Origin of the sequence: uncultured Hyphomicrobium sp., assembly GCF_902826555.1 — a bacterium.
GTDB lineage: Bacteria > Pseudomonadota > Alphaproteobacteria > Rhizobiales > Hyphomicrobiaceae > Hyphomicrobium_C.
Map to the genome: position 1 here is coordinate 36,503 of NZ_CADEFI010000003.1, position 20,398 is coordinate 56,900.

The window sequence follows — 20,398 nt, forward strand, 5'->3', positions numbered from 1 at the left end:
CCCGCAAGGACGGAGAACGGATCTACAGGCTCTTGTTCATACGACGGATGCGGGCAGCGAGCTGACGCATGACGTAAAGCGAGAATGCCGGATTGTGGCGTACCAGCTCCAGAAACGTCTCGCGGTTGATGAGGGCGACCTCGGTCGCCTCTGCGGCGAGGGCAGCCGCGGAGCGGGGCGAGTTGTCGATGAGGGCCAGCTCGCCGAAGATGCCGTGCAGCCCCACGTTCTCCAGCACCGTGCCGAAGGTGACGATGCTCACCTTGCCCTCGACAACGAGATACATGTAGTCGCCCGGGTCCTCCTCGAGAAAAATCTTCTCGCCCGCGCCATAGCGCTTCAGAGGGATCTTGAACCGTTCGAGAAAATCAAAATCAAAAGGGGCGCCCAACGTCATGGCCAGACCTCGGTCGGAGCGATCATGATCCGAAAAGGGGTAAACTATAGCGCGGGACGGGGGGCCTGTCCCCGCTCCGAGCGCTGCCTCAGCGCTTCAAAGTAAAGATCCGGGTTTGGGATTGCCGGTTCGCCTGCCTGCGGTCATATTTCGGGGCAATTGAGGAGCATCAAGGCCTTGCTTTCCCGGAGGGAGCAAGCGAAGACCTTGGCTCGATCGGGGAGATCAACCGTGAAGAAGATCGTCATTGCTCTGGCCGCGCTCGCGGTCTTGCCGCTCGCCTCATCCGCACCTGCCCTCGCGCAGGCCAAGATCAAAGCCGGGACGCTGACCTGCGAAGGCGGCGGCGGCATCGGCCTGGTGCTGGGGTCGAAGAAGACCTATTCCTGCAAATACACGTCGGCGTCAGGCAAGCGCTCGGAAAGCTATTCCGCCTCGGTGTCGAAGATCGGTCTCGACATCGGTGTCACGCAGGATGCGATCATCGTGTGGGCTGTGCTCGCCTCGACCGATGAGCTCGACAAGAAGGCGCTCGCCGGCACCTATGTCGGCGCGACAGCGGATGCCGCGATCGGCATCGGCGGCGGCGCCAACGTTCTGGTCGGCGGCTCGAACAATTCCATCGTCCTGCAGCCCTTGAGCGTGCAGGGTCAGACGGGTCTCAACCTCGCCGTCGGCGTGGCTGAGCTGTCTATCCGCTAACGCCATACAGCGAGCACGAGGAGATATGGCCGACCTCAAGCTGATCGCGCTTGATGCCGAGGATCTTGCGATTGTCGCAGCCCATCTGCAGGACGCCGTGTTGCGGGTGGAAGACATGACCTACCTCAAATCCGAGCGGCGCTTCGCTGCCGTCGTCAACCGTTTCGACTGGAGCGATGCGGCGGCAAAGCTGGCGGGCAAAGCCGATGGCTTCGTCCGCCGGCGCGCCGGTGTGCGCTTCGAGCATGTGACGGGGGCGCAGGTGCAGGGGCTCGACCTCACAAAGAAGGATCAGGTGCTGTCCCTCTTAACCCTGACTTTCGCGGCGGGCGACGAGCCGAGGGGTACGATCACCTTCACCTTTGCCGGCGGGGGTGCGGTGCGTCTCGAGATCGAGTGCATCGAAGCCGCGCTGACGGATCTCGGCGCCGCCTGGGCAACCTCGCGCCGGCCCGAGCACGCCGGGGACTGAAAGACCCTCCATCTGCGACGCTTAGGCAGGGAACGTCCTGTGGCGTATGTGCGCTTTCGCCTTTGGCGACCGTCGCCTATAACGGCCCATTCGTTGGGCCGCGGGACGGTCCGCCACCGGAGCTTTCAATGCCTCAGCGGCTTTCGACATCGGACCCCGGCTTCGCATCCCGATTCGACGCCTTCCTCGCCACCAAGCGAGAGGCCTCCGAGGACGTGGATCAGGCCGTGCGCGCGATCGTCGCGGATGTGCGAGCTGGCGGCGATGCGGCGCTGATCGCGCTGTCGAAAAAATTCGACCATGTGGACCTTGGGGCTACGGGTCTCCGCGTCGGGGCGGACGAGATCGACGCGGCGGTGGGCGCCTGCAGCGCCGACACGCTCGAGGCGCTTGCATTTGCGCGCGACCGCATCGCCGATCACCATCTCCGGCACCTGCCGCAGAGCGAGACCTATACGGACGCGCTCGGGGTGACACTCGGCCACCGCTGGACGGCGGTGGAATCGGCGGGTCTCTACGTGCCGGGCGGGCTCGCCTCCTATCCGAGCTCGGTGCTGATGAATGCCGTGCCGGCGAAGGTTGCCGGCGTCGAGCGTCTGGTGATCGTCGTACCGACGCCCCGAGGCGAGCTCAACCCGCTGGTGCTGGCCGCGGCCAAGCTGGCAGGCGTGTCGGAAGTCTATCGCGTCGGCGGCGCGCAGGCGATCGCGGCGCTCGCCTATGGCACCGACACCATCCGTCCGGTGGCCAAGATCGTGGGACCGGGCAACGCCTACGTGGCGGCCGCCAAGCGGCAGGTGTTCGGCACCGTCGGCATCGACAGTATCGCCGGCCCTTCGGAAGTGCTGGTGATCGCCGACAAGGACAACGACCCGGCCTGGATCGCGGCCGACCTGCTGGCGCAGGCTGAGCATGACACCGCGGCGCAGTCGATCCTGCTCACGGACGATGCGGCATTTGCGGATGCCGTCGAGGCCGCCGTCATGCGCCAAGTGCAGCAGTTGCCCAAGGCCGACATCGCAGGCGCGAGCTGGCGGGACTTCGGCGCCGTCATTCTCGTTTCGTCGCTCGACGAGGCACCGGCTCTCGCCGACCGGATCGCCGCCGAGCATCTTGAGATCGCGACGCGCGATCCCGACGCGCTGGCTGCCAAGATCCGTAACGCGGGTGCCCTGTTTCTCGGCGCCTACACGCCAGAGGTCATCGGCGATTACGTGGCAGGGCCCAACCATGTGCTACCGACAGCACGAAGTGCGCGCTTCTCGTCCGGTCTCGGTGTCCTCGATTTCATGAAACGAACGTCGATTCTCAAGCTCGACGAGCAGTCTCTCGACAAGCTCGCGTCCCAGGCCATGACGCTCGCGCGAGCGGAGGGGCTCGAGGCACACAGGCGGTCGGTCGAGATCCGGCTTTCGAAAGGATAAGGCATGACGGACGCAACGACCGAGACCGTCGACATCAGCAACAACCGGCTCGCCGAGATCCTGCTCGATCCGGCATCGATCGGGCGCGGCAACGCCAACATCGAGCACGAGCGCGAGGTTGCGATCTACGATCTCCTGGACGGCAACTCGTTCGAGCTCGAAGGACGCGACGACGGACCCTACAAACTCACCATCGGTATGGTTGAAGACCGCCTCGCGCTCACCGTGTTCAAGGCCGCCGAAGAGGAGGGCGAGCCGATCGTCACGCATTTCCTGTCGCTCACGCCCTTCAAACGCATCATGAAGGACTACTTCCTGGTGCTCGACAGCTACTATCAGGCGATCCGTTCCGCGCAGCCCTCACGCATCCAGGCCATCGACGTCGGCCGGCGGGGACTGCACGACGAGGGCAGCCGGGTGCTCGTCGAACGGCTCGAGGGCAAGATCAAAATCGATTTCGATACGGCTCGCCGCCTGTTCACGCTCATCTCGGCGCTGCACTGGAAGGGGTAGTTTCGTGTCACGCGAGGGCGACGGGCCGCAAGCGGTGTTGTTCGCGTGTGCCATGAACGCCGTGCGCAGCCCCATGGCCGCGGCGATCCTGCAGCATCTCCTGGGGGATCGCGTCCATGTGGTCTCTGCCGGCGTGCGCGCGGGGCTCACGGATCCCTTTGCCGTGGCCGTCATGGACGAGATCGGCATTGATATTTCCGACCATGAGCCAACGTCGCTCAAGGACCTCGAGACGGACGCCTTCGACCTGATCATTACGCTGTCGCCGGAAGCTCATCACCATGGCATCGAGCTGACGCGTCTCGTTCCTGCCGAGATCGAGTACTGGCCGACGCCGGATGCGACGGTGCACCTGGACAGCGCGAGCCGCGAGGAGGTGCTGGCGGCCTACCGCGACGTGCGCGATTCGCTCTTTCAGCGAATCAAGCGGCGGTTTTTGCCGGGTGGCGGCGGTCCCACCGTGTGAGGCCTGCTCCCGGCGCGCAAAAAATCATCCGCCCGGGTGGCGGCTCTTGCGGGAGCCCATGAGAAACCAGGTGCTCCGCTCGCCAACGCCCTTGATGTCGATGGCGCCGCGCGCCTCGACCTCGAAACCCTCACCCAACCTCTCGCGCGAAGCCGGGCAGATGTGGATACGGCCGGGGACGGACGTGTTCTCGAGCCGCGCCGCGAGGTTCACCGCATCACCCCAGATGTCGTAGCTGAATTTCTGGCGGCCAATGACGCCGGCCATCACGGGGCCCGTCGCCATCCCCATGCGCATATTGATGTCGTAGCCTGTCTCGGCGCGAAGCTCGTGCACGGCTTCCTGCATGGCGAGGGCCATGCGGGCGAGCCGATGGGCGAAATCCGCCGTCGGCTCGGGCACGCCCGACGCCACCATGTAGGCGTCGCCGATGGTCTTGATCTTCTCGACCCCGTGCCGCTCCGCGAGGTCGTCGAACAGCGTGACGAGCTTGTTCAGCAGCGCCACGGTCTCGACCGCGCCCAGACGCCGCGCCAAAGGGACGAAGCCCGATATGTCCGCAAACAGGATCGAGGCGTCTTGGAAGGTATCTGCGACATGCTCGGCCGGCTTCGCCTTCAAGCGCTCGACGATGGTGTCGGGAAGAATGTTGCGCAGAAGCGCATCGGTCTCGGCTTTTGCATTCTCGGCGAGGCGAAACGCATAGAACACGGCGGCAGCGATGAGGCCGAACGTCGTGATGGCCGCCTGGGTGTAGAGGGAGTCGAGGACATGCTGCGGAGTGGCGATTTTTGCAGCTGACTGTGGGAACCAAAACCAACAGACAAGGTGCAATATCAAGGCAACCGTGATGGCAGGCACGATCAGCCACAGCCGTCCGAGGCCGAAGACGACGAAAGCGGCCGCGGAAAAGGCGATGTACTGGATGTGCAGCCCCGACTCGCGCCCGAGATAGTAGGTGAAAGCAAGAAGGGCCGCGCATTCCGTCACGAGAATAAGGAGCGCCGCCGCCGCCGATCCGAAGCGATGCACCAGCGGCACGGCAGCGACGATCAAGACGATGGCGAAGTTGATGTAGACGATCGGCCAAAAGCGTTCGAAATCGAGCGCCGCCTGCTGCAGGCCGTAAATGAGCGTCGTGACCACGATCAGGTAGGCGATCATGTTCAGGATCATGAGACGGCGCTTGGTGTCGGGCGGATAGCCTTGCGTGCCGGCTTCAACCATCCTCGACAGCCAAGCACCCGCAGCCGCCAGTGCCGGCGAGGACCATATCCAATCGAGCATCCCGCCGCGCTCGGGCGCTTCGTCGGTCTCAGGCTGTTCCTGCCGCGGCACTTTTCTGCTTCTCCCAAAGACAGTCGCGAGCTCTTCTCGGCCCGAAACTAGATCATTTGCGATCTCTCGTGGATACGGTGACGGAAAGGCTGATTAAAGCAGCGACGCCGAAAGGGCTGTCATCCGCGAAACAAGGCGGCCCGGGATCAACGGCCGCGCTCGTGGCCTTTTGCGCGAGCGCTGCAAACCAGGAGGGCGCCGCGGCGGCCATGGTCTAAGCGCCGGCCGTGGCCTCGAGCTCGTCGATGTCGCACGTGAAACGGCTGTCCTTGCGCTCGATCGCGCCGCTATCCTCCAACAGGGACAGTGCCGCATTCACCTTCGGCCGGCTGGCGCCGATGAGCAGGGCCAGCTCGCTTTGGGAGATCGGAAGGTCGATGACGATCCTGGCGCCGGGTTTCAGCTCCCCTTTCTGACGGGCGGCCGCCAGGAAGAACCGGGCCAGCCGGACCTCGATCGGGTAGAGAGCGATGCCTTCGAGCTGATGATCGGCCTCGCGCACACGGTTGCACAGGAACTTAACGACGGCCTCGCGCACCACGGTGCGCTGCTCGATGAGCCGGTTCAGTGCACCCTTAGATAGTGTGAGCGCGGTCACCTTCGACACGGCGGTTGCATCAGCGCTGCGCACGCCACCGTCGAGCACGGCAATCTCGCCAAAGATCTGGCCGGCCTCGGCGTGCGCGAACGAAAGCTCGCGCCCTTCGGAGGTCAGCACGGACAAGCGCACGCGGCCGTTCGTCACAAGATAGATGTCGCGACCGGGGTCACCGCGCGCGAAAATGGCCTGGCCACCGTCATAGGACGCCTCGCGCATCTCCTGCATGACCGCCTTGCGGTCCGCCTCCTCGAGCGCGCCGAACAACGGCGTTCGCCCCAGCATTTCGAGCAGCGCTTCCTTGGTGACCATCCCATCCTCCACCCCGGTCTAGGGATCGGCGGGGATATTCGCGGGAACGGCGCGGAATGGCAACGAGCTTCTTGCTTTTCAGGAGGGCCATCTGCATTCTCCGCACGTGTTTTTCGGGACCGAGGCGCCCTCCCGGCGGCGTTTACCTCTTTAGGCCCCTTTCTCCATCAACGGCACCCAGACATGAGCTCCGTCAAGGCCGCCTTCTTCAGCACCTTCAAACGTACGGACAGTCCCCGACGCGAGACGCTCCGGCGTGAGCTGGCCCGCGAGCGCGCGCGGGAGGAGGGGCCGCATCATGCACCCAAGCTGGTGCTGGCGAGCGCAAGCCCGCGGCGACTGACGCTGCTTGCCCAAGCCGGCATCGAGCCCAATGCCCTGCGTCCTGCCAGCATCGACGAGACGGCGCGGATGGCGGAGATGCCGCGCGCGCTTGCAGCCCGTCTTGCGCGTGCAAAGGCGGAAACGGCGCGTGACCAGATCGCCAACGACGTGGACATTGCGGGAGCCTATGTCCTCGCCGCCGATACCGTGGTGTCGGTAGGCCGGCGCATTTTCGGCAAGCCCGAGCATATCGAGGAGGCGGTGGCGACGCTGGAGCGGCTCTCGGGACGCTCGCATCGCGTGTTGACCGGCATCTGCCTCATCACTCCGGACGACCGCGTGCGGACGCGCATCGTCGATACGCGCGTGCGCTTCAAACATCTTTCGAAGTCGGAGATCGAAGCCTATATCGCGTCCAGGGAGTGGCGCGGCAAGGCCGGCGGATACGCGATCCAGGGTCTCGCCGGCTGTTTCGTACGCACGATTACCGGCTCCTACACGAACGTGGTGGGCCTGCCGCTGACGGAAGTCGTGAGTCTTCTGATCGGTGAGGGGTTCCCGGTGCACTTCAATTGGCTGAGAGCCGCCGAAATCGACGCCGAATGAGGCCGCGATGACGCCAGCGGATGCCAAACCAACCGGCGGCACGTGCCCGATCTGCGGCAAGCCCGCTGTGCACGCCGTACGGCCATTCTGCTCGGCCCGTTGTGCCGACATCGACCTCGCCCGCTGGGTGTCCGGCGCCTACGTGATCGCGGGCGGACAAGCGGATGCGGACGAGGACGGCGACGAAGGGTTCGCTCGGGAGGCCGGCCAGCTCGACCGCGGAAAGGGTGCACCAGACGGGGAGACGCAATAGCCCGTCCGACGACGCCAGCGGAGGCGGGATGCCCGTGGGGTGTCGGCCCGGCATCGCTGGACATGCCCGGGGCATTTTTGCTGGCGGACCCACGCCTCGGAAAACCGCTTCACACTTTTCCGGAAGCACTCTATAAAGCGCGAGCTTTGATGGCAGGCCCGGTTTCACCTCGGCCTCGCAAGCAAAAAAGCCCAGGTAGCTCAGTTGGTAGAGCATGCGACTGAAAATCGCAGTGTCGGTGGTTCGATTCCGCCCCTGGGCACCATTGCCCTTTGAGCGCAGCCGCCACGCCAATCCTGCGCCGCGCTCTCGCCTCCCAATCCGACACAATGATCGGACGTGCGATGTCTCCTGCCGGGGCGTGCCCTGAGCGCAATGGCCCGTCACTACAACCCAATCCTTCCCGCCTCCCCTCGGCAAGCCTCACGCAACATTCCGTGATCATACAAACGTCCTGCAGCGGCGTGCGCTTTCGAGATTCGTAGCCGGGGGCCTCATGCGGGGGAAACTTAGAAAGTCGCTTGTTACGGCGTTGGGCGTCGCCACGCAATCGATGGTTGCACACGCCGGCGATGGCGCGACGGACAAGAGCGGCTATACGCTTTTCAACCCGACGCCAGCCAGTGCGATGCGCGATATGTCGACGGACCGGCCGGACAAAACCGAGAGCCCTTACACCGTCGACGCCGGTCACATTCAAATCGAGACCGATCTCGTCGCCTATACCCGCGATCGTGCGGACGGCTTCACGGTCGAGACGACGGACGTCCTGCCCTTCAACTTCAAGCTCGGCCTCACCAACGATTCGGATCTGCAGATCGTCTATGGCAGCTACAGCCATGTGCGTGTCGAAGGGCCCGGCGGCGCCAAGGACAGCGAAGACGGCAGCGGCGATCTGATCATCCGCTACAAGCGCAACTTCTGGGGCAACGACGGCGGACGGACGGCGTTCGCCGTCATGCCATTCATCAAAATTCCGACCAGCTCGTTCGATGACGCCAACGACGACGTGGAGGGTGGCGTCATCGTTCCGCTCGGCATCGAGTTGGCGCCCGGGATCGGGCTCGGCCTGATGACGGAGGTCGATATCCTGCGCAGCGACGTGGACGGCGGGTATCAGCCGTCGTTCGTCAACTCAGCCACCGTCGGCTTCGACCTGACAGACAAGCTCGGCCTCTATACGGAGGTCTTTGTCGAACGAAGCGCGGAAAGCGGCGCCAACACGATCGTGACGCTGGACGCCGGTCTGACCTACGCGGTGACGGACAACCTGCAGCTCGACACGGGCGTCAACGTGGGCGTCACCGATGCGGCGGACGACGTCAACGTTTTCGCGGGCATGTCGCGCCGGTTCTGATGCCCTGCAGGCTCCCCGCAGCAACAAAATCGTCAGAGCTTGAATTGCAAATACGCTCTATAAAACAGCGTTGTATTTATCTTCAGTGAACCAATTATTTAGCAATCGATCTTATCTTGGGACAGATCTTTAATTTTTGTGCCTCTGCAACTGCAGGTCCCAAGGTGCTTTCATGGCCGCCGTTTCCTCGCTTCTGCCCAAGACGCTCAAAGCCCGCGCCGTCTGGGTCACGACAGGGTGCTTGGTCGCAACCCTGTTTCTAGGCGCATCGACGCTCGTCATCAAAAACGGACTGAAGCAGTCGCTGGACGACACGGTGGTCGTTTCAACCGCTTTGCGAAACCAGATGACAGCCGACATGCTCCATGACGGCCTGCGTGCGGTCGTGCTTTCGGCGGTATCGGCGCACGAGCTGAACACACCCCAAGACGAAGTCGTGGCCGAGTTGAAGCGCATGACGGCCGACATGAACCAGGTGGTCGCGGAGAATGCCGGGTTGCCGCTGCCGCCTCACATCCTCAAAGAACTCTCGGGCGTCCAGGGACCGCTCGACGACTATGTCACTTCCGCAAACCGCGTCGTGGATCTGGTTTGGAAAGATCGCGCGCAAGCGCTTGCCGAGATCCCGGCATTCTCAGAGAAGTTCAGCCAGCTCGAAACCGCGCTCGAGCGGGTCGGTGACAGCATCGAGGCGACGGCTCAACAGACCAACACCGATGCCGGCGCGTTTGCTTCCCGCGTTTCGGTGGTCTCTATTCTGGCCTTCCTGATCGGCATCATCGGCTCTGCCGGCGCCATGTATTTCGTTCTTCGCGGCATCATGCGTCCGTTCGCGCTGATCGAGCGCGCTATGACGGCGCTGGCCCAGGGGCAAAAAGATGTCGACGTTCCCGGCGTTGGCCGCGGCGATGAAATCGGCGACATGGCCGGCGCGCTGCAGGTGTTCGCAAAGAACATCGCCGACAACGAGCATCTGCGCGAGCAGCAGGCCAAGAGCGCGCAGCATGCCGCTCAAACCCGCAAGGCGGATATGAACCGGCTCGCGGACGAATTCCGCATCGCAGTCGGCGGGATCGTCGAGACGGTGTCGTCGGCATCGGCAAAGCTCGAAACCGCGGCAAGCTCCCTGTCCCAGACGGCGGAAGCGACCCAACACAAATCTACCGTCGTCGCCTCGGCCTCCGAGCAGACGTCGGTCAACGTGCAAAGCGTTGCCGCGGCATCCGAGCAGCTCGCATCTACGGTGACGGAGATCGGCCGGCAGGTCGAGACGAGCAGCTCCATCACCGGAGAAGCCGTGCAGCAGGCTCAGAGGACCAACGGCAAGATCAGCGAGCTCCAACTCTCCGCCGAGCGGATCGGAAACGTGGTGGGCTTGATCAATACGATTGCCTCGCAGACCAACCTGTTGGCGCTCAACGCCACCATCGAGGCCGCGCGGGCGGGCGACGCAGGCAAAGGCTTTGCCGTCGTCGCGCAGGAAGTGAAAGCGCTCGCATCGCAAACCTCGAAGGCCACGAACGAGATCGCGCAGCAGATCGCAGCGATGCAGGAGTCGACCAGGGACGCCGTTGGGGCCATCAAGGACATCACCGATACGATCACCAAGGTATCGGAGATCTCGGTCGCGATCGCGGCCGCCGTCGAACAGCAGGGCGCGACGACGCAGGAGATCAGCCGCAACGTAACCGAAGCCGCGAAAGGAACGGCCGAGGTCGCTTCGAGCATCGTGGATGTCAGCCACGGAGCGTCCGATACCGGCTCGGCATCCTCGCAAGTGCTGTCGTCGGCCAAGGCGCTGTCCGGCCAAAGCCGCCATCTCTCGAGCGAGCTCGAGAAGTTCCTTCTTACGGTGCGCGCCGCCTAGAGCCTAAGAACGGCCGCGCCCCTTTACCGGCTCACGCCGCGAGCCCCCGTGCAACGAAGCCGGGGTTCAAGAAGGCGTCATCGACCTTGCCGTAAAGGAAGGGCGTGCCGTCGAAATGCGTCAGCGTTCCGCCGGCTGCGTCCAAAATGGCGTGCCCTGCCGCCGTGTCCCATTCGCTGGTGGAGCCGAAACGGGGGTAGATGTCGGCCTGCCCCTCGGCGATGATGCAAAGCTTGATCGACGAGCCGCGATAGATGCACTCGGCGCCCGGAAGAGCGTCGATGTAGGATTGCGTCTCGGGATCGAGATGCTTGCGGCTGGCAACGGCGACGATGCGTCCCTGCTCCGGGACGCGGCAGCGAAGCGTGCGCTTGCCTCTCAGCGCGCCCAACCCTTCGCCAGGATCCAGCCATCCTCCAACGGCTTCGCCCGCACTTCCCATGTAGAGCGTTTCAAGCGCCGGCGCATAGATGACGCCGAGAGCGGGCTTTCTGTCCATGACCAAGGCCAGGTTGACCGTGAACTCGCCGCGCCCCTCGATGAACTCCTTGGTTCCGTCGAGCGGGTCGATGACCACGAAGGGCCGAGCCGGATCGAAATCCACCAGCCCTCTGCCAATCGATTCCTCGGCGATGACAGGGATGCCGCCCAAGACACGGCGCACGTGATCCAGGATCTCCGCCTCCGATTCCCGATCCGCCATGGTGACGGGCGAGAGATCGGCCTTGGTCTCGACAGCACAGCCAACCGCGCGGTGGGATAGGATAATCGCGCCGGCGCGCGATGCGGCTTGTACGAACCCTTCCAGAATCTCCGCCCGCTCTTCGGGGCCGAGACCGTGCATCACCGTCATTTCGTCCTTACCTTGCTCGCTTTGCCCCATCGAACCTGCCAACGCCGCGTTCGTCAATGGAAACGGCTTTGACGAGAGCATAGACCTCTCGTCCCGGGGCAAGTCCGAGGTCGGCAATGGCGTGGCGCGTGACGGAGGCGGCGAGCCGGTCGCCGCCCTCGAGCGCAACGGTCACCAACCCCGAGGGACCGGTGCCGGCGGAAATCGCGTTCACGCGCCCCGCCAGCACGGTGCGAACGCTCAGATTTCTGGGCTTTTCGGTCGCAAGGGAGACGTTGGTGGCCTGGATGGCCACCCGAACGGTGCCGCCTCCCGCGGGGAGGAGAGCGGGAACGGCGATTTCGCCGGCGGGATGGGCGACGATGGCGATGCCGAACTCGGGGCTTTCCCGCACCACCAGGCCCGACAGGAACGAGATGGCTTCGAATCGGTCGGCGGGGGCCTCCGCCGGGCCTGCAGCGAACACGTCGGCCGGGGGACCCTGGGCGATCACGCGGCCGTCCGCCAGTCTCACCACCAGGTTGGCGAGACGGGCGACCTCCTCCACGGCGTGCGAAACGTAGACGATGGGGAGACCAACCTCATCGCGGAGCCGCTCGATAAACGGCAGGATCTCCTGCTTGCGCTCGGAATCGAGCGAGGCCAGCGGCTCATCCATGACGAGGATGCGCGGGGCCGCCAGGAGCGCACGGCCGATGGCGACGCGCTGGCGCTCCCCCCCGGAGAGGGTCGCCGGATAGGCCGCGAGCAAATGGGCGATGCCGAGCAGGTCGACGGCGTCGTCGAAGGTGATGGCCTCCGCGGAGCCCGGAGCGAAGTATCGGCCGTAAGCAAGGTTCTGCCGCACGTTGAGGTGCGGGAGCAGTTGCCCGTCCTGAAAGACGAGGCCGACGCGGCGCTTGTGGATGGGCTCCCATCTGCCGGCTTCGGTATCGACCAGCACATGGTCGTTGACGACGATGCGTCCGCGATCCGGCCGCTCGATACCGGCGATCAACCGGGCGATCGTCGTCTTGCCCGACCCCGAGGCGCCGAACAGCGCCGTGCAACCGCTCGGAGACGAGAAGTCGGCTTCGAGCGTGAAGCGCGGGCGGGCGAGACGGCAGGAGAAGCTGATCATTCGAAACGGGCCCTCGTTTGCCCCGACCGGCGGATCAGAAGCTCGGACGCGACCAGGGCGGCGAACGAAAGCCCGACCGCGATCAACGACAGGCGCAGGGCGCCGGCCTCGCCACCCGGCGTCTGCGTATAGGAGTAGATGGCGGCCGGGATGGTCTGCGTCTCACCCGGAATGTTCGAAACGAAGGTGATGGTGGCGCCGAACTCGCCCAAGGCCTTGGCAAAGCCCAGGACCATGCCGGCGATGATGCCCGGGACGGCCAGCGGCAGGGTGACGGTCGCGAACACCCACAGCGGCGAGGCACCAAGCGTCGCGGCGGCCTCCTCGCTGCGCCGGTCGATGGCGTCCATCGCCAGACGAATGGCGCGCACCATGAGGGGGAAGCTCATAACGGCGGCGGCGAGCGCTGCTCCGGTCCAGCGGAACGACAGCACGATGCCGAGCGTCTGCTCGAGAAACGCTCCGAGCGGGCCACGGCGGCCGAACAGGATCAGCAGCACGTACCCCGTCACCACGGGCGGCAGCACGAGCGGCATATGGACGAGGCCGTCGAGGAGGATCTTGCCGCGGAATTGGCCGCGGGAGAGAAGGTAGGCGACCAGAACCGCAACCGGCAAGCTGGCCAGCACCGCAACCGTCGCGACCCGCAGCGACAGCTTGATGGCCACCATCTCTTCGGGCGTGATCCAATCCAGGCTCATTGGCGCATCCGGCGTTCGGTCGGGGAGTTTAAAGGGGCGTTATAGCCGGTCAGTATAGACGATCCGCAGAGCAATTCGCGGGCCTGATTGCGGATGGTTTACGCTTTCAGGGATGGCGGCTTGGCGGGTCAGTGCAGGGTTTGCGACGGGGCCGGGTGCACGTGGTCGCGTTCGAAATTCCCCTCGTCGAGGCTCGAGCTATAGCCTTCCACCGTGCGCTTCAGGATGGCCTGCACGGCCGCGCGATCCCGCATTTCCATGGCCTGCTTCAGGAGCCCGAGCTCGTGGTGGAGCTCCGCCCTGGTGAGATAGGGCTCATCGGACTTGAAGATGCGCGGATGCTCGGTGGTCTGCGTATGAGCGCCGATCAGCAGCTCCTCGTAGAGCTTTTCACCCGGCCGCAGGCCGGTATACGTGATCTCGATGTCGCCGTCGGGATGGGCCTCGTCGCGCACCTCGAGGTTGGACAGGCGCACCATCAGACGCGCCAGATCGTCGATGCGTACGGAGTCGCCCATGTGAAGCACGAACACCTCGCCGCCCTTGGCCATGGCGCCGGCCTGGATGACGAGCTCGGATGCCTCGGGGATCGACATGAAGAAGCGCGTCACATTGGGATGGGTGACCGTGATTGGCCCACCGTTGCGGATCTGCTGACGGAACAAGGGAACGACCGAGCCCGAGCTTTCCAGAACATTGCCGAAGCGCACCATCGTGAAGACGGTCGCGGCGCCATCCTTGGTTGCGGCCTCGGCCTGCAGGATGAGCTCAGCGAGCCGCTTGCTTGCTCCCATGATGTTGGTCGGACGCACCGCCTTGTCGGTGGAGACCAGCACAAAACGCTCGACGCCATGCTTGCGCGCGCACTGGGCCACGACCTGAGTCCCGAAAATGTTGTTCTCGAGCCCGGTGAAGGGGTTCTCCTCGACCATGGGTACGTGCTTGTAGGCCGCCGCGTGATAGATGGTCTCGATGCCGTTCTCGACGATCACCTGATCCACCAGACGCGCGTCGGTCACCGAGCCGAGCACAATCTTGACCTCCGGAGGCTGGGCCTCGCGCTTCAGCAGCTGACGCAGATCGATATCGATGGTGTAGAGGCCGGCCTCCGAGATATCGAGGAGCACGAGCCGTCGTGGCGCGCGGAGCGCAATCTGGCGCACAAGCTCCGAGCCGATCGAGCCGCCCGCGCCGGTGACGAGGATCGATTTGCCGGTGACGTTGCGATCAAGAAGCTCGATGTTGGGCGTCACCGCATCGCGGCCGAGCAGGTCGCCGACCTCGACAGCGCGCAGGCTATTCAAGCTCACGTGGCCGAGGGCGACATCCTCATAGGTCGGGAGGATCTTGACCGCGATCGGGAAGCGCTTCAGCTCCTGCAGCACCCTGCGCCGCTCTTGCCTGCGACTTCCCGGCAGGGCAATCAGAACCTCCTGCACCTTCTCGCGCTCGATCAATCGGTCGATCCGGTGCGGGGGGTAGACTTTGAGATCGCCCACATACTGACGCCACATGGTGGGCGAGGAGTCGACGAACCCGACCACCCGGCGGTCGCGCGCCTTGCGGATCGCCTGCAGCAGCGCCATGCCGAGCTGGTCGGCACCGTAAATGAGGGCGGGGGTGCGATCCGACACCGGCGCGGAGCTAACGAGGCGGATGCCGGCGCTTTCGAGCATCATCTTGATCAAAGCGCGTACGCCGATGATCGCTGCCGCGGCGAGCACACCGTAGGTCAGGATGACGGTGCGCGGGATACCGTACTGGCCGAGCATGAAGAGCGCGAGGGCCCAAAGCAGGACCGACAGCCCGACGGCGGCCATGACCTGCGTTTTTCCGCGCTGGCCGATGAACCGGGTGACCATCCGGTAGACGCCGAAATGCCACAGGGTTGCGACCGTCGCGAAGGGGCCCGCCAGAAGCAGCCCGAAGGACTGAATGTTGGGCGGGACAAAGAAGCCGCCGTAGCGCACCCACAAGGCCACCCAGAGAACCGAGAGCAGCGCGAGCAAGTCGGCGACGACCAGGGCAGCGCGCTTATGGTAGCGCGGCCGCTCCAGCAGCCAATCGCGGAGCCGGGTCAGATCCCACCACTTCGCCCCCGTCCCTTTACTCAAAGTCGCACCTCAGCTGCCATTCTTTCGGAGGCTACACTATGGTTGCACGTCCACAGAGGACAATCATCATTTGCGGCACCGGCCAGTGCTCAAGCCCGCTCGGCTAACGCCGGGCAAGACCCGCGAAGCGCAGAATTATGACGTCAGGTCAATATCTTGGTATCAGATGGATTTTCGAGGGCGCCAGCTCTAACACAACACTGTTGTCAAATAAAGCTCGCACAAGACAGGGGATAGCCCCGGAAACCACGATCCGCTTTCCAAGCCCCGAACTTGCCGATCAGCCCTTATAAACATCCTCATGCCGTGCTGCCCGTTCGTTTCGACTTCTCCGTTGCGCCCCAAGGACCGAACGAGTTTCCGCGACGCCCGCTTCGTCTCCTCACCTCTTGCCAATTTCGCCTGAACCACTCCGACGTCTCGAGAGCCGACCGACCATGACGACAATCGTTCCCATCATTCTATCCGGCGGCTCGGGCACGCGACTGTGGCCGATCTCACGCGCGCTCTATCCGAAGCAGCTCATCCGCGGCCTCGTCACGCCCGACGAAAGCCTGCTCGGCGCGACGCTGACGCGGCTCGGGCAGGACGACGACGTTTCGGCGCCCGTCATCGTCTGCAACAACGCTCATCGCTTCCTGGTCAAAGACGAATGCGAGCGCGCGGGAATTTCGCCGTCCGCCATCATCCTCGAGCCGGTCGGCCGCAATACCGCGCCGGCGATTGCCGTCGCGGCTCTCCACGTGGCGGCAAAGACCCCATCGGCCGTCCTTGTCGTCATGCCGTCCGACCACGTGATCCGCGAAACCGAGCATTTCCGTGCCGAGGTGCGGCGTGCGGCGGATCTGGCCGCCCAGGGCCGCATCGTCCTGTTCGGCATACGGCCGACCGAGGCGCACACCGGCTACGGCTACATCCGGCGCGGAGCGCCGATCGAGGGCAGCGACGGAGCGGCCTTCGCCGTCGAAAGCTTTGCCGAAAAGCCAGACAGCGCCAAAGCGCGCAAATACATCGCCCAAGGCGACTACTTCTGGAACAGCGGCATCTTCGTATTCCGTGCCGACGTCTTCCTTGCCGAGCTGAAGAAGCTCGCGCCCGATGTTCTGGACGCCGCGCGCCGCGGGGTTGCCGGAGCTGCGACCGATCTCGGATTTCTGCGGCTCGACGCGGAGCAGTTCGCCGCCGCCCCCTCGATCTCGGTCGACTATGCGGTGATGGAAAGGACGCGGGCCGCGGCCGTGCTGCCGCTCGACATCGGCTGGAGCGATCTCGGATCGTGGTCGGCGCTGTGGGACATCGCGCCGAGGGACGGCAACGGCAATTTCGTACGGGGCGAGGCTTTTCTCGAGGATACGCAGAACTGCTACATCCACAGCGAGCGCGCGCTGGTGTCGACCATCGGTCTCGAGGATCTGGTGATCGTCGACACGCCCGATACGGTGCTCGTGGCGCACAAGTCGCGTTCACAGGACGTTTCGCGCATCGTGCAGCGGCTCAAGGCGGCGAAGCGGACGGAGCACGAGCAGCACATCCGGAACTATCGACCTTGGGGTTTCTTCGAGACGCTCAATATCGGCTCCAGATTCCAGGTGAAGCTCCTGCACGTCAAGCCGGGCGGACTGCTCTCGCTGCAAATGCACCATCACAGATCCGAGCACTGGGTGGTGGTGCAGGGAACGGCGAAGGTCACGGTCGACGGCGTCGAGCGCCTCGTGCAGGAGAACGAGAGCGTCTATATCGTCGCGACGCAGTGGCACCGGCTGGAAAACCCCGGGAAGATTCCGCTGGAGCTGATCGAAGTCCAAGTCGGAACCTATCTCGGCGAGGACGACATCATCCGCAGCGACGACGTCTATTCCCGCGCGCCCGACGAGACCAAGTAGACCCGCGTGGCGGCCGAGGCTTCGCCTACCGCTGGGGCCAAAAAACTGTGCAAGACCTGCTGCGCCGCCGCATGCCGAGCACCGGTTCCGCGAGGGCTCGATCCGAGACGCGATCGACGGCGGCGCACGCGGCTTCTCCGCTGCCTTGACACAGTTCCACGGCGATGATCAGTAACCCACGGTCGCGGGTTCCTTTCCCGGACCGTGAACCGGGACGGGCTTTGCTCACGAAGCCTGCTCCGCCGCTTCCACGTGTGGCGATTTCCCGACAAAGGCATTCTGGATGCGACAAGAACATTCATCGCAGGCGCTGGAGCGAGGCCGTTGGATTGTCGATCAGGAGATCGAGGCCATGGCGCTCCTGCGCGACAGCTTCGACGACAGCCTGATCGCGGCTGTCGGCCTCATTCAGGCGTGTCGCGGCCGGCTGATCGTCACGGGCGTCGGGAAGTCGGGACATATCGGCGCCAAGCTGGCAGCGACCTTCGCATCGACCGGCACCCCTTCGTTCTTCCTGCACGCCGCCGAAGCCTCGCACGGCGATCTCGGCATGATCACGGGACAGGATGTCGTGCTTGCCATCTCGAACTCGGGCATGACGAAAGAGCTCTTTCCGGTGCTCGAGTTCTGCGCGGCCAATGGCACCAAGGTCATCTGCATGACCGCGAACGAACAGAGCCGCCTTGGACAGCAGTCGGACATCTGCCTCCGTCTGCCCAAGGTCAAGGAGGTCTGCCCCAACAATCTCGCGCCGACGTCGTCGGCGATCATCACGCTGGCGGCGGGGCATGTGCTCGCCGTGCTGCTGATGGAGCAGCGCTCTTTCGTCGATTCGGATTTCGGCAAGCTCCATCCCGGTGGCCGGCTCGGCCTCCTCTTGTCCTCCGTGCGCCGCTATACGGAAGAATTCAAAGATACGGTGCCGGCTGTCAGCCCGACCGAGCTTCTCGGCCACGTCGTCATCAAAATGGCCGAGGGTCAGCGCGGTTGCGTGGTCGTCACGGAGGAGGGCACCAACCGCCTTCTCGGCCTCATTACCGAGGGCGACCTGAGGCGCGCGTTCTCGCCCGACATGTTCAACAAGACGGCGCAGGCGATCATGACCACGCGGCCGGTGACGGTGAGCGCCGAAGACCTGATGAGCACCGCGGTTTCGCTGATGAAGGAGCGGCGCATCGCAAACGTGGTCGTGGTCGACGGCGATACGGTGGTCGACGTGCTACACACCAAGGACCTGATGCAGCGCGGCTATATGTAACGCGTTTGCTCGTCCGTCGGACGGGCCACAAAAAAGCCCGGACAGAACATCCGGGCTTTTTGATATTCGCCGTTCGAGATCTCGAGCGTCAGGCGGCCACGGGGGCGGCCAGTGCGAGATCGATCTTTTCTTTCAGGACTTTCTCGTTGAAGGGCTTGATGATGTAGCCCGAAACGCCAGCGCTCTTGGCGGCGTTGATGTTGTCCTGCTTCGATTCCGCCGTCACCAGGATGAACGGGGTCTTGCCCATCTCGGGGTCGGCGCGAACGACCTTCAAGAGCTCGTAGCCCGTCATCGGCTCCATGTTCCAATCAGAAATGATGAGGCCATACTGTTTGGCCTTGATCTTCTCGAGCGCTGCCGCGCCGCTCGAAGCCTCGTCCACGTTCTCGAAGCCGATCTGCTTCAGAAGCTTGCGAATGATCCGGACCATGGTGCTGTAGTCGTCCACGACGAGTACAGGCATGTTGTTCGCGCTCATAACCCTTGTCCCCTTCAACCCATCACGTACGCCGACGACTCGCGCTCTGCGAGCCAGAAGCGCCACGCGCTCTGTCGATGTGAGGGCAAGTATGCCGTGACATTGCTTGCAATAGTCTTAACCTGTTCTTTCTACGGACAACCAAATGTGCCCCAACTTGTCTTTTCTGCGGGGTACGACGGTTGCGGACGTAACGGAAAAGAAACTTCTCGATGTTAACTATGCGTTTCCAGGTTGTCCTCGGGGCCCACCGCATGCGCCCGAGGTCACCAATAACAAACCCGGTGTCCGGCCCAGGCACCTCCAAGGGAACGCGCGCATGTCCGCACCTCTCATTCGCGTCCTTGTCGTAGACGATTCGCCCTTCATGCGGGGCGTACTGCCCCCCAAGATCGAATCAGATCCTCGGTTCAAGGTTGTCGGCACAGCCGTCGACGGGCGTGATGCCGTCGAGAAGACGCTGGCGCTGCAGCCCGACGTCGTGACGCTCGACATCGACATGCCGATCATGAACGGTCTCGATGCGCTCAAAGAGATCGTGCGGCAAAGCACGGCGTCCGTGATCATGCTGTCGGCCAGGACCGAGCAAGGCGCCGCCATCACGCTCGAAGCGCTGGCTCTCGGTGCCGTCGATTTCATTCCGAAATCCCGCGGCGTGGATCGAATTCACGAAAAGCTTTTGGCCGCCGTCGAAGCCAAGACGCACAAATCTCGCCTGTCGACGCCGAAGCCGACCTTGGTTCTCAGGCCAACGACGGCGCCGCCCCGCGCCGCCGGAGGCGCCCGCGTCAATGCGAAGGTCTGCATCATCGGCTCCAGCACCGGCGGGCCGCAGGCGCTACAAGCGGTGCTGTCGCAGCTGCCAGAGGCGCTGCCTGTGCCGCTCGTTGTCGCCCAGCACATGCCGCCGAATTTCACGAACGCGCTGGCGAATCGGCTCAATGACACCTGCAAGCCGAAGATCGTCGAGGCGGCGGACGGAATGGCGCTGACAAAGGGCACCGTCTACATCTCGCCAGGCGGCATGCAAACGCGCATCTCGGCGACCGAGATCAAGATCAGCCCCGACCATGGCGAAAGCCTCTACAAGCCGTCCGTCGATGTCCTCGCTGAAAGTGCGCGCAGCGCTTTCGGCAAGAACGTGCTCGGCGTCATGCTGACGGGCATGGGCGGCGACGGCTCGATCGAGTTTGGAAAGCTGCGCAAGCTCGGCGCGCACAATATCGCCCAGGACCAGGCATCCTGCGTGGTGTACGGCATGCCGCGTACGCTGATCGAGGCCGGCGGCGCGGACGAGGTGCTGCCGCTCGACCAGATCGGAATGCGCATCCGGTCCGCGCTCGGCTGCTAAAGACGCGA

Annotated in this window: 20 protein-coding genes and 1 tRNA gene; 13 read left to right on the plus strand and 8 right to left on the minus strand. The window is 64.1% G+C overall.

From position 1 onward, the window contains the following. Positions 1–22 precede the first annotated feature (22 nt). The gene (locus QZV93_RS02450) at positions 23–397 is read right to left on the minus strand and encodes a Crp/Fnr family transcriptional regulator (protein WP_295555682.1); all 375 of its coding nucleotides are present in this window, start codon (positions 395–397) and stop codon (positions 23–25) included. 231 nt (positions 398–628) lie between these two features. Between QZV93_RS02450 and QZV93_RS02455 the strand changes: the two genes are divergently transcribed. From QZV93_RS02455 to QZV93_RS02475, 5 genes are all read left to right on the plus strand, one after another. Next, positions 629–1,099: a DUF992 domain-containing protein gene (locus QZV93_RS02455; RefSeq protein ID WP_295555683.1), complete on the plus strand. Its 471-nt coding sequence runs from the start codon at positions 629–631 to the stop codon at positions 1,097–1,099. Positions 1,100–1,124: 25 nt separating this feature from the next. Then, a complete protein-coding gene (locus tag QZV93_RS02460; RefSeq protein WP_295555685.1) occupies positions 1,125–1,571 on the plus strand; it encodes a DUF2948 family protein in 447 nt (148 codons plus the stop codon). A gap of 128 nt (positions 1,572–1,699) precedes the next feature. Next, a complete protein-coding gene (gene hisD, locus QZV93_RS02465) occupies positions 1,700–2,995 on the plus strand; it encodes a histidinol dehydrogenase (protein WP_295555686.1) in 1,296 nt (431 codons plus the stop codon). Positions 2,996–2,998: 3 nt separating this feature from the next. Further along, entirely contained in the window at positions 2,999–3,508 is a 510-nt protein-coding gene (locus tag QZV93_RS02470) for a UPF0262 family protein (RefSeq protein WP_295555687.1), read from the plus strand. Positions 3,509–3,512: 4 nt separating this feature from the next. Beyond that, a complete protein-coding gene (locus QZV93_RS02475) occupies positions 3,513–3,974 on the plus strand; it encodes a low molecular weight phosphatase family protein (protein ID WP_295555688.1) in 462 nt (153 codons plus the stop codon). A gap of 24 nt (positions 3,975–3,998) precedes the next feature. Here QZV93_RS02475 and QZV93_RS02480 read toward each other — a convergent pair whose 3' ends face one another. Together QZV93_RS02480 and QZV93_RS02485 are read right to left on the minus strand one after the other, a co-directional pair. Next, positions 3,999–5,312, minus strand: a complete 1,314-nt coding sequence (locus tag QZV93_RS02480) for an adenylate/guanylate cyclase domain-containing protein (RefSeq protein ID WP_295555689.1) — start codon at positions 5,310–5,312, stop codon at positions 3,999–4,001. Between the two features lie 214 nt (positions 5,313–5,526). Continuing rightward, complete coding sequence (locus QZV93_RS02485; RefSeq protein WP_295555690.1) at positions 5,527–6,222, minus strand: Crp/Fnr family transcriptional regulator; 696 nt, start codon at positions 6,220–6,222, stop codon at positions 5,527–5,529. A gap of 183 nt (positions 6,223–6,405) precedes the next feature. Between QZV93_RS02485 and QZV93_RS02490 the strand changes: the two genes are divergently transcribed. The 5 genes from QZV93_RS02490 (at position 6,406) to QZV93_RS02510 (ending at position 10,629) form a co-directional block, all read left to right on the plus strand. After that, positions 6,406–7,152, plus strand: a complete 747-nt coding sequence (locus QZV93_RS02490) for a Maf family nucleotide pyrophosphatase (protein WP_295555691.1) — start codon at positions 6,406–6,408, stop codon at positions 7,150–7,152. A 7-nt stretch (positions 7,153–7,159) separates the two neighbouring features. Then, on the plus strand, positions 7,160–7,405 hold the full coding sequence (gene yacG, locus QZV93_RS02495; RefSeq protein WP_295555692.1) for a DNA gyrase inhibitor YacG: 246 nt from the start codon (positions 7,160–7,162) through the stop codon (positions 7,403–7,405). A gap of 189 nt (positions 7,406–7,594) precedes the next feature. Further along, positions 7,595–7,670, plus strand: a tRNA-Phe gene (locus QZV93_RS02500). Between the two features lie 231 nt (positions 7,671–7,901). Further along, positions 7,902–8,762 carry a transporter gene (locus tag QZV93_RS02505; protein ID WP_295555693.1) on the plus strand — a complete coding sequence of 287 codons (861 nt, stop codon included), beginning with the start codon at positions 7,902–7,904 and terminating at the stop codon, positions 8,760–8,762. A gap of 172 nt (positions 8,763–8,934) precedes the next feature. After that, positions 8,935–10,629, plus strand: coding sequence for a HAMP domain-containing methyl-accepting chemotaxis protein (locus tag QZV93_RS02510; protein ID WP_295555694.1), 1,695 nt, complete (start codon positions 8,935–8,937; stop codon positions 10,627–10,629). A 31-nt stretch (positions 10,630–10,660) separates the two neighbouring features. Here QZV93_RS02510 and cysQ read toward each other — a convergent pair whose 3' ends face one another. From cysQ to QZV93_RS02530, 4 genes are all read right to left on the minus strand, one after another. Continuing rightward, the gene (gene cysQ / locus QZV93_RS02515; RefSeq protein WP_295555695.1) at positions 10,661–11,512 is read right to left on the minus strand and encodes a 3'(2'),5'-bisphosphate nucleotidase CysQ; all 852 of its coding nucleotides are present in this window, start codon (positions 11,510–11,512) and stop codon (positions 10,661–10,663) included. Continuing rightward, positions 11,490–12,602: a molybdenum ABC transporter ATP-binding protein gene (modC, locus tag QZV93_RS02520; protein ID WP_295555696.1), complete on the minus strand. Its 1,113-nt coding sequence runs from the start codon at positions 12,600–12,602 to the stop codon at positions 11,490–11,492. Before modC ends, cysQ begins: the two co-directional genes overlap by 23 nt. After that, positions 12,599–13,303, minus strand: coding sequence for a molybdate ABC transporter permease subunit (modB, locus tag QZV93_RS02525; RefSeq protein ID WP_295555697.1), 705 nt, complete (start codon positions 13,301–13,303; stop codon positions 12,599–12,601). The genes modC and modB overlap by 4 nt, the downstream gene beginning before the upstream one ends. A gap of 128 nt (positions 13,304–13,431) precedes the next feature. Next, on the minus strand, positions 13,432–15,417 hold the full coding sequence (locus QZV93_RS02530; protein ID WP_295555698.1) for a nucleoside-diphosphate sugar epimerase/dehydratase: 1,986 nt from the start codon (positions 15,415–15,417) through the stop codon (positions 13,432–13,434). Positions 15,418–15,854: 437 nt separating this feature from the next. On the opposite strand from QZV93_RS02530, the gene QZV93_RS02535 reads away from it, so the two are divergent. Together QZV93_RS02535 and QZV93_RS02540 are read left to right on the plus strand one after the other, a co-directional pair. Beyond that, positions 15,855–17,300, plus strand: coding sequence for a mannose-1-phosphate guanylyltransferase/mannose-6-phosphate isomerase (locus QZV93_RS02535; protein WP_295555699.1), 1,446 nt, complete (start codon positions 15,855–15,857; stop codon positions 17,298–17,300). Between the two features lie 283 nt (positions 17,301–17,583). Next, on the plus strand, positions 17,584–18,558 hold the full coding sequence (locus QZV93_RS02540; RefSeq protein ID WP_295555700.1) for a KpsF/GutQ family sugar-phosphate isomerase: 975 nt from the start codon (positions 17,584–17,586) through the stop codon (positions 18,556–18,558). 88 nt (positions 18,559–18,646) lie between these two features. Here QZV93_RS02540 and QZV93_RS02545 read toward each other — a convergent pair whose 3' ends face one another. After that, positions 18,647–19,039, minus strand: coding sequence for a response regulator (locus QZV93_RS02545; protein WP_295555701.1), 393 nt, complete (start codon positions 19,037–19,039; stop codon positions 18,647–18,649). Positions 19,040–19,358: 319 nt separating this feature from the next. On the opposite strand from QZV93_RS02545, the gene QZV93_RS02550 reads away from it, so the two are divergent. After that, entirely contained in the window at positions 19,359–20,390 is a 1,032-nt protein-coding gene (locus QZV93_RS02550) for a chemotaxis response regulator protein-glutamate methylesterase (protein WP_295555702.1), read from the plus strand. Positions 20,391–20,398: the final 8 nt, after the last annotated feature.

What these genes read in the sequence shown, in the direction of transcription:
- modC (WP_295555696.1), bottom strand. Translation starts at nt 12,602, where the DNA reads ATGATCAGCTTCTCCTGCCGTCTCGCCCGCCCGCGCTTCACGCTCGAA.
- QZV93_RS02460 (WP_295555685.1), top strand. Translation starts at nt 1,125, where the DNA reads ATGGCCGACCTCAAGCTGATCGCGCTTGATGCCGAGGATCTTGCGATT.
- QZV93_RS02540 (WP_295555700.1), top strand. Translation starts at nt 17,584, where the DNA reads ATGCGACAAGAACATTCATCGCAGGCGCTGGAGCGAGGCCGTTGGATT.
- QZV93_RS02470 (WP_295555687.1), top strand. Translation starts at nt 2,999, where the DNA reads ATGACGGACGCAACGACCGAGACCGTCGACATCAGCAACAACCGGCTC.
- QZV93_RS02485 (WP_295555690.1), bottom strand. Translation starts at nt 6,222, where the DNA reads ATGGTCACCAAGGAAGCGCTGCTCGAAATGCTGGGGCGAACGCCGTTG.
- QZV93_RS02535 (WP_295555699.1), top strand. Translation starts at nt 15,855, where the DNA reads ATGACGACAATCGTTCCCATCATTCTATCCGGCGGCTCGGGCACGCGA.
- QZV93_RS02510 (WP_295555694.1), top strand. Translation starts at nt 8,935, where the DNA reads ATGGCCGCCGTTTCCTCGCTTCTGCCCAAGACGCTCAAAGCCCGCGCC.
- hisD (WP_295555686.1), top strand. Translation starts at nt 1,700, where the DNA reads ATGCCTCAGCGGCTTTCGACATCGGACCCCGGCTTCGCATCCCGATTC.
- QZV93_RS02490 (WP_295555691.1), top strand. Translation starts at nt 6,406, where the DNA reads ATGAGCTCCGTCAAGGCCGCCTTCTTCAGCACCTTCAAACGTACGGAC.
- QZV93_RS02545 (WP_295555701.1), bottom strand. Translation starts at nt 19,039, where the DNA reads ATGAGCGCGAACAACATGCCTGTACTCGTCGTGGACGACTACAGCACC.
- cysQ (WP_295555695.1), bottom strand. Translation starts at nt 11,512, where the DNA reads ATGGGGCAAAGCGAGCAAGGTAAGGACGAAATGACGGTGATGCACGGT.
- yacG (WP_295555692.1), top strand. Translation starts at nt 7,160, where the DNA reads ATGACGCCAGCGGATGCCAAACCAACCGGCGGCACGTGCCCGATCTGC.
- QZV93_RS02550 (WP_295555702.1), top strand. Translation starts at nt 19,359, where the DNA reads ATGTCCGCACCTCTCATTCGCGTCCTTGTCGTAGACGATTCGCCCTTC.
- modB (WP_295555697.1), bottom strand. Translation starts at nt 13,303, where the DNA reads ATGAGCCTGGATTGGATCACGCCCGAAGAGATGGTGGCCATCAAGCTG.
- QZV93_RS02505 (WP_295555693.1), top strand. Translation starts at nt 7,902, where the DNA reads ATGCGGGGGAAACTTAGAAAGTCGCTTGTTACGGCGTTGGGCGTCGCC.
- QZV93_RS02450 (WP_295555682.1), bottom strand. Translation starts at nt 397, where the DNA reads ATGACGTTGGGCGCCCCTTTTGATTTTGATTTTCTCGAACGGTTCAAG.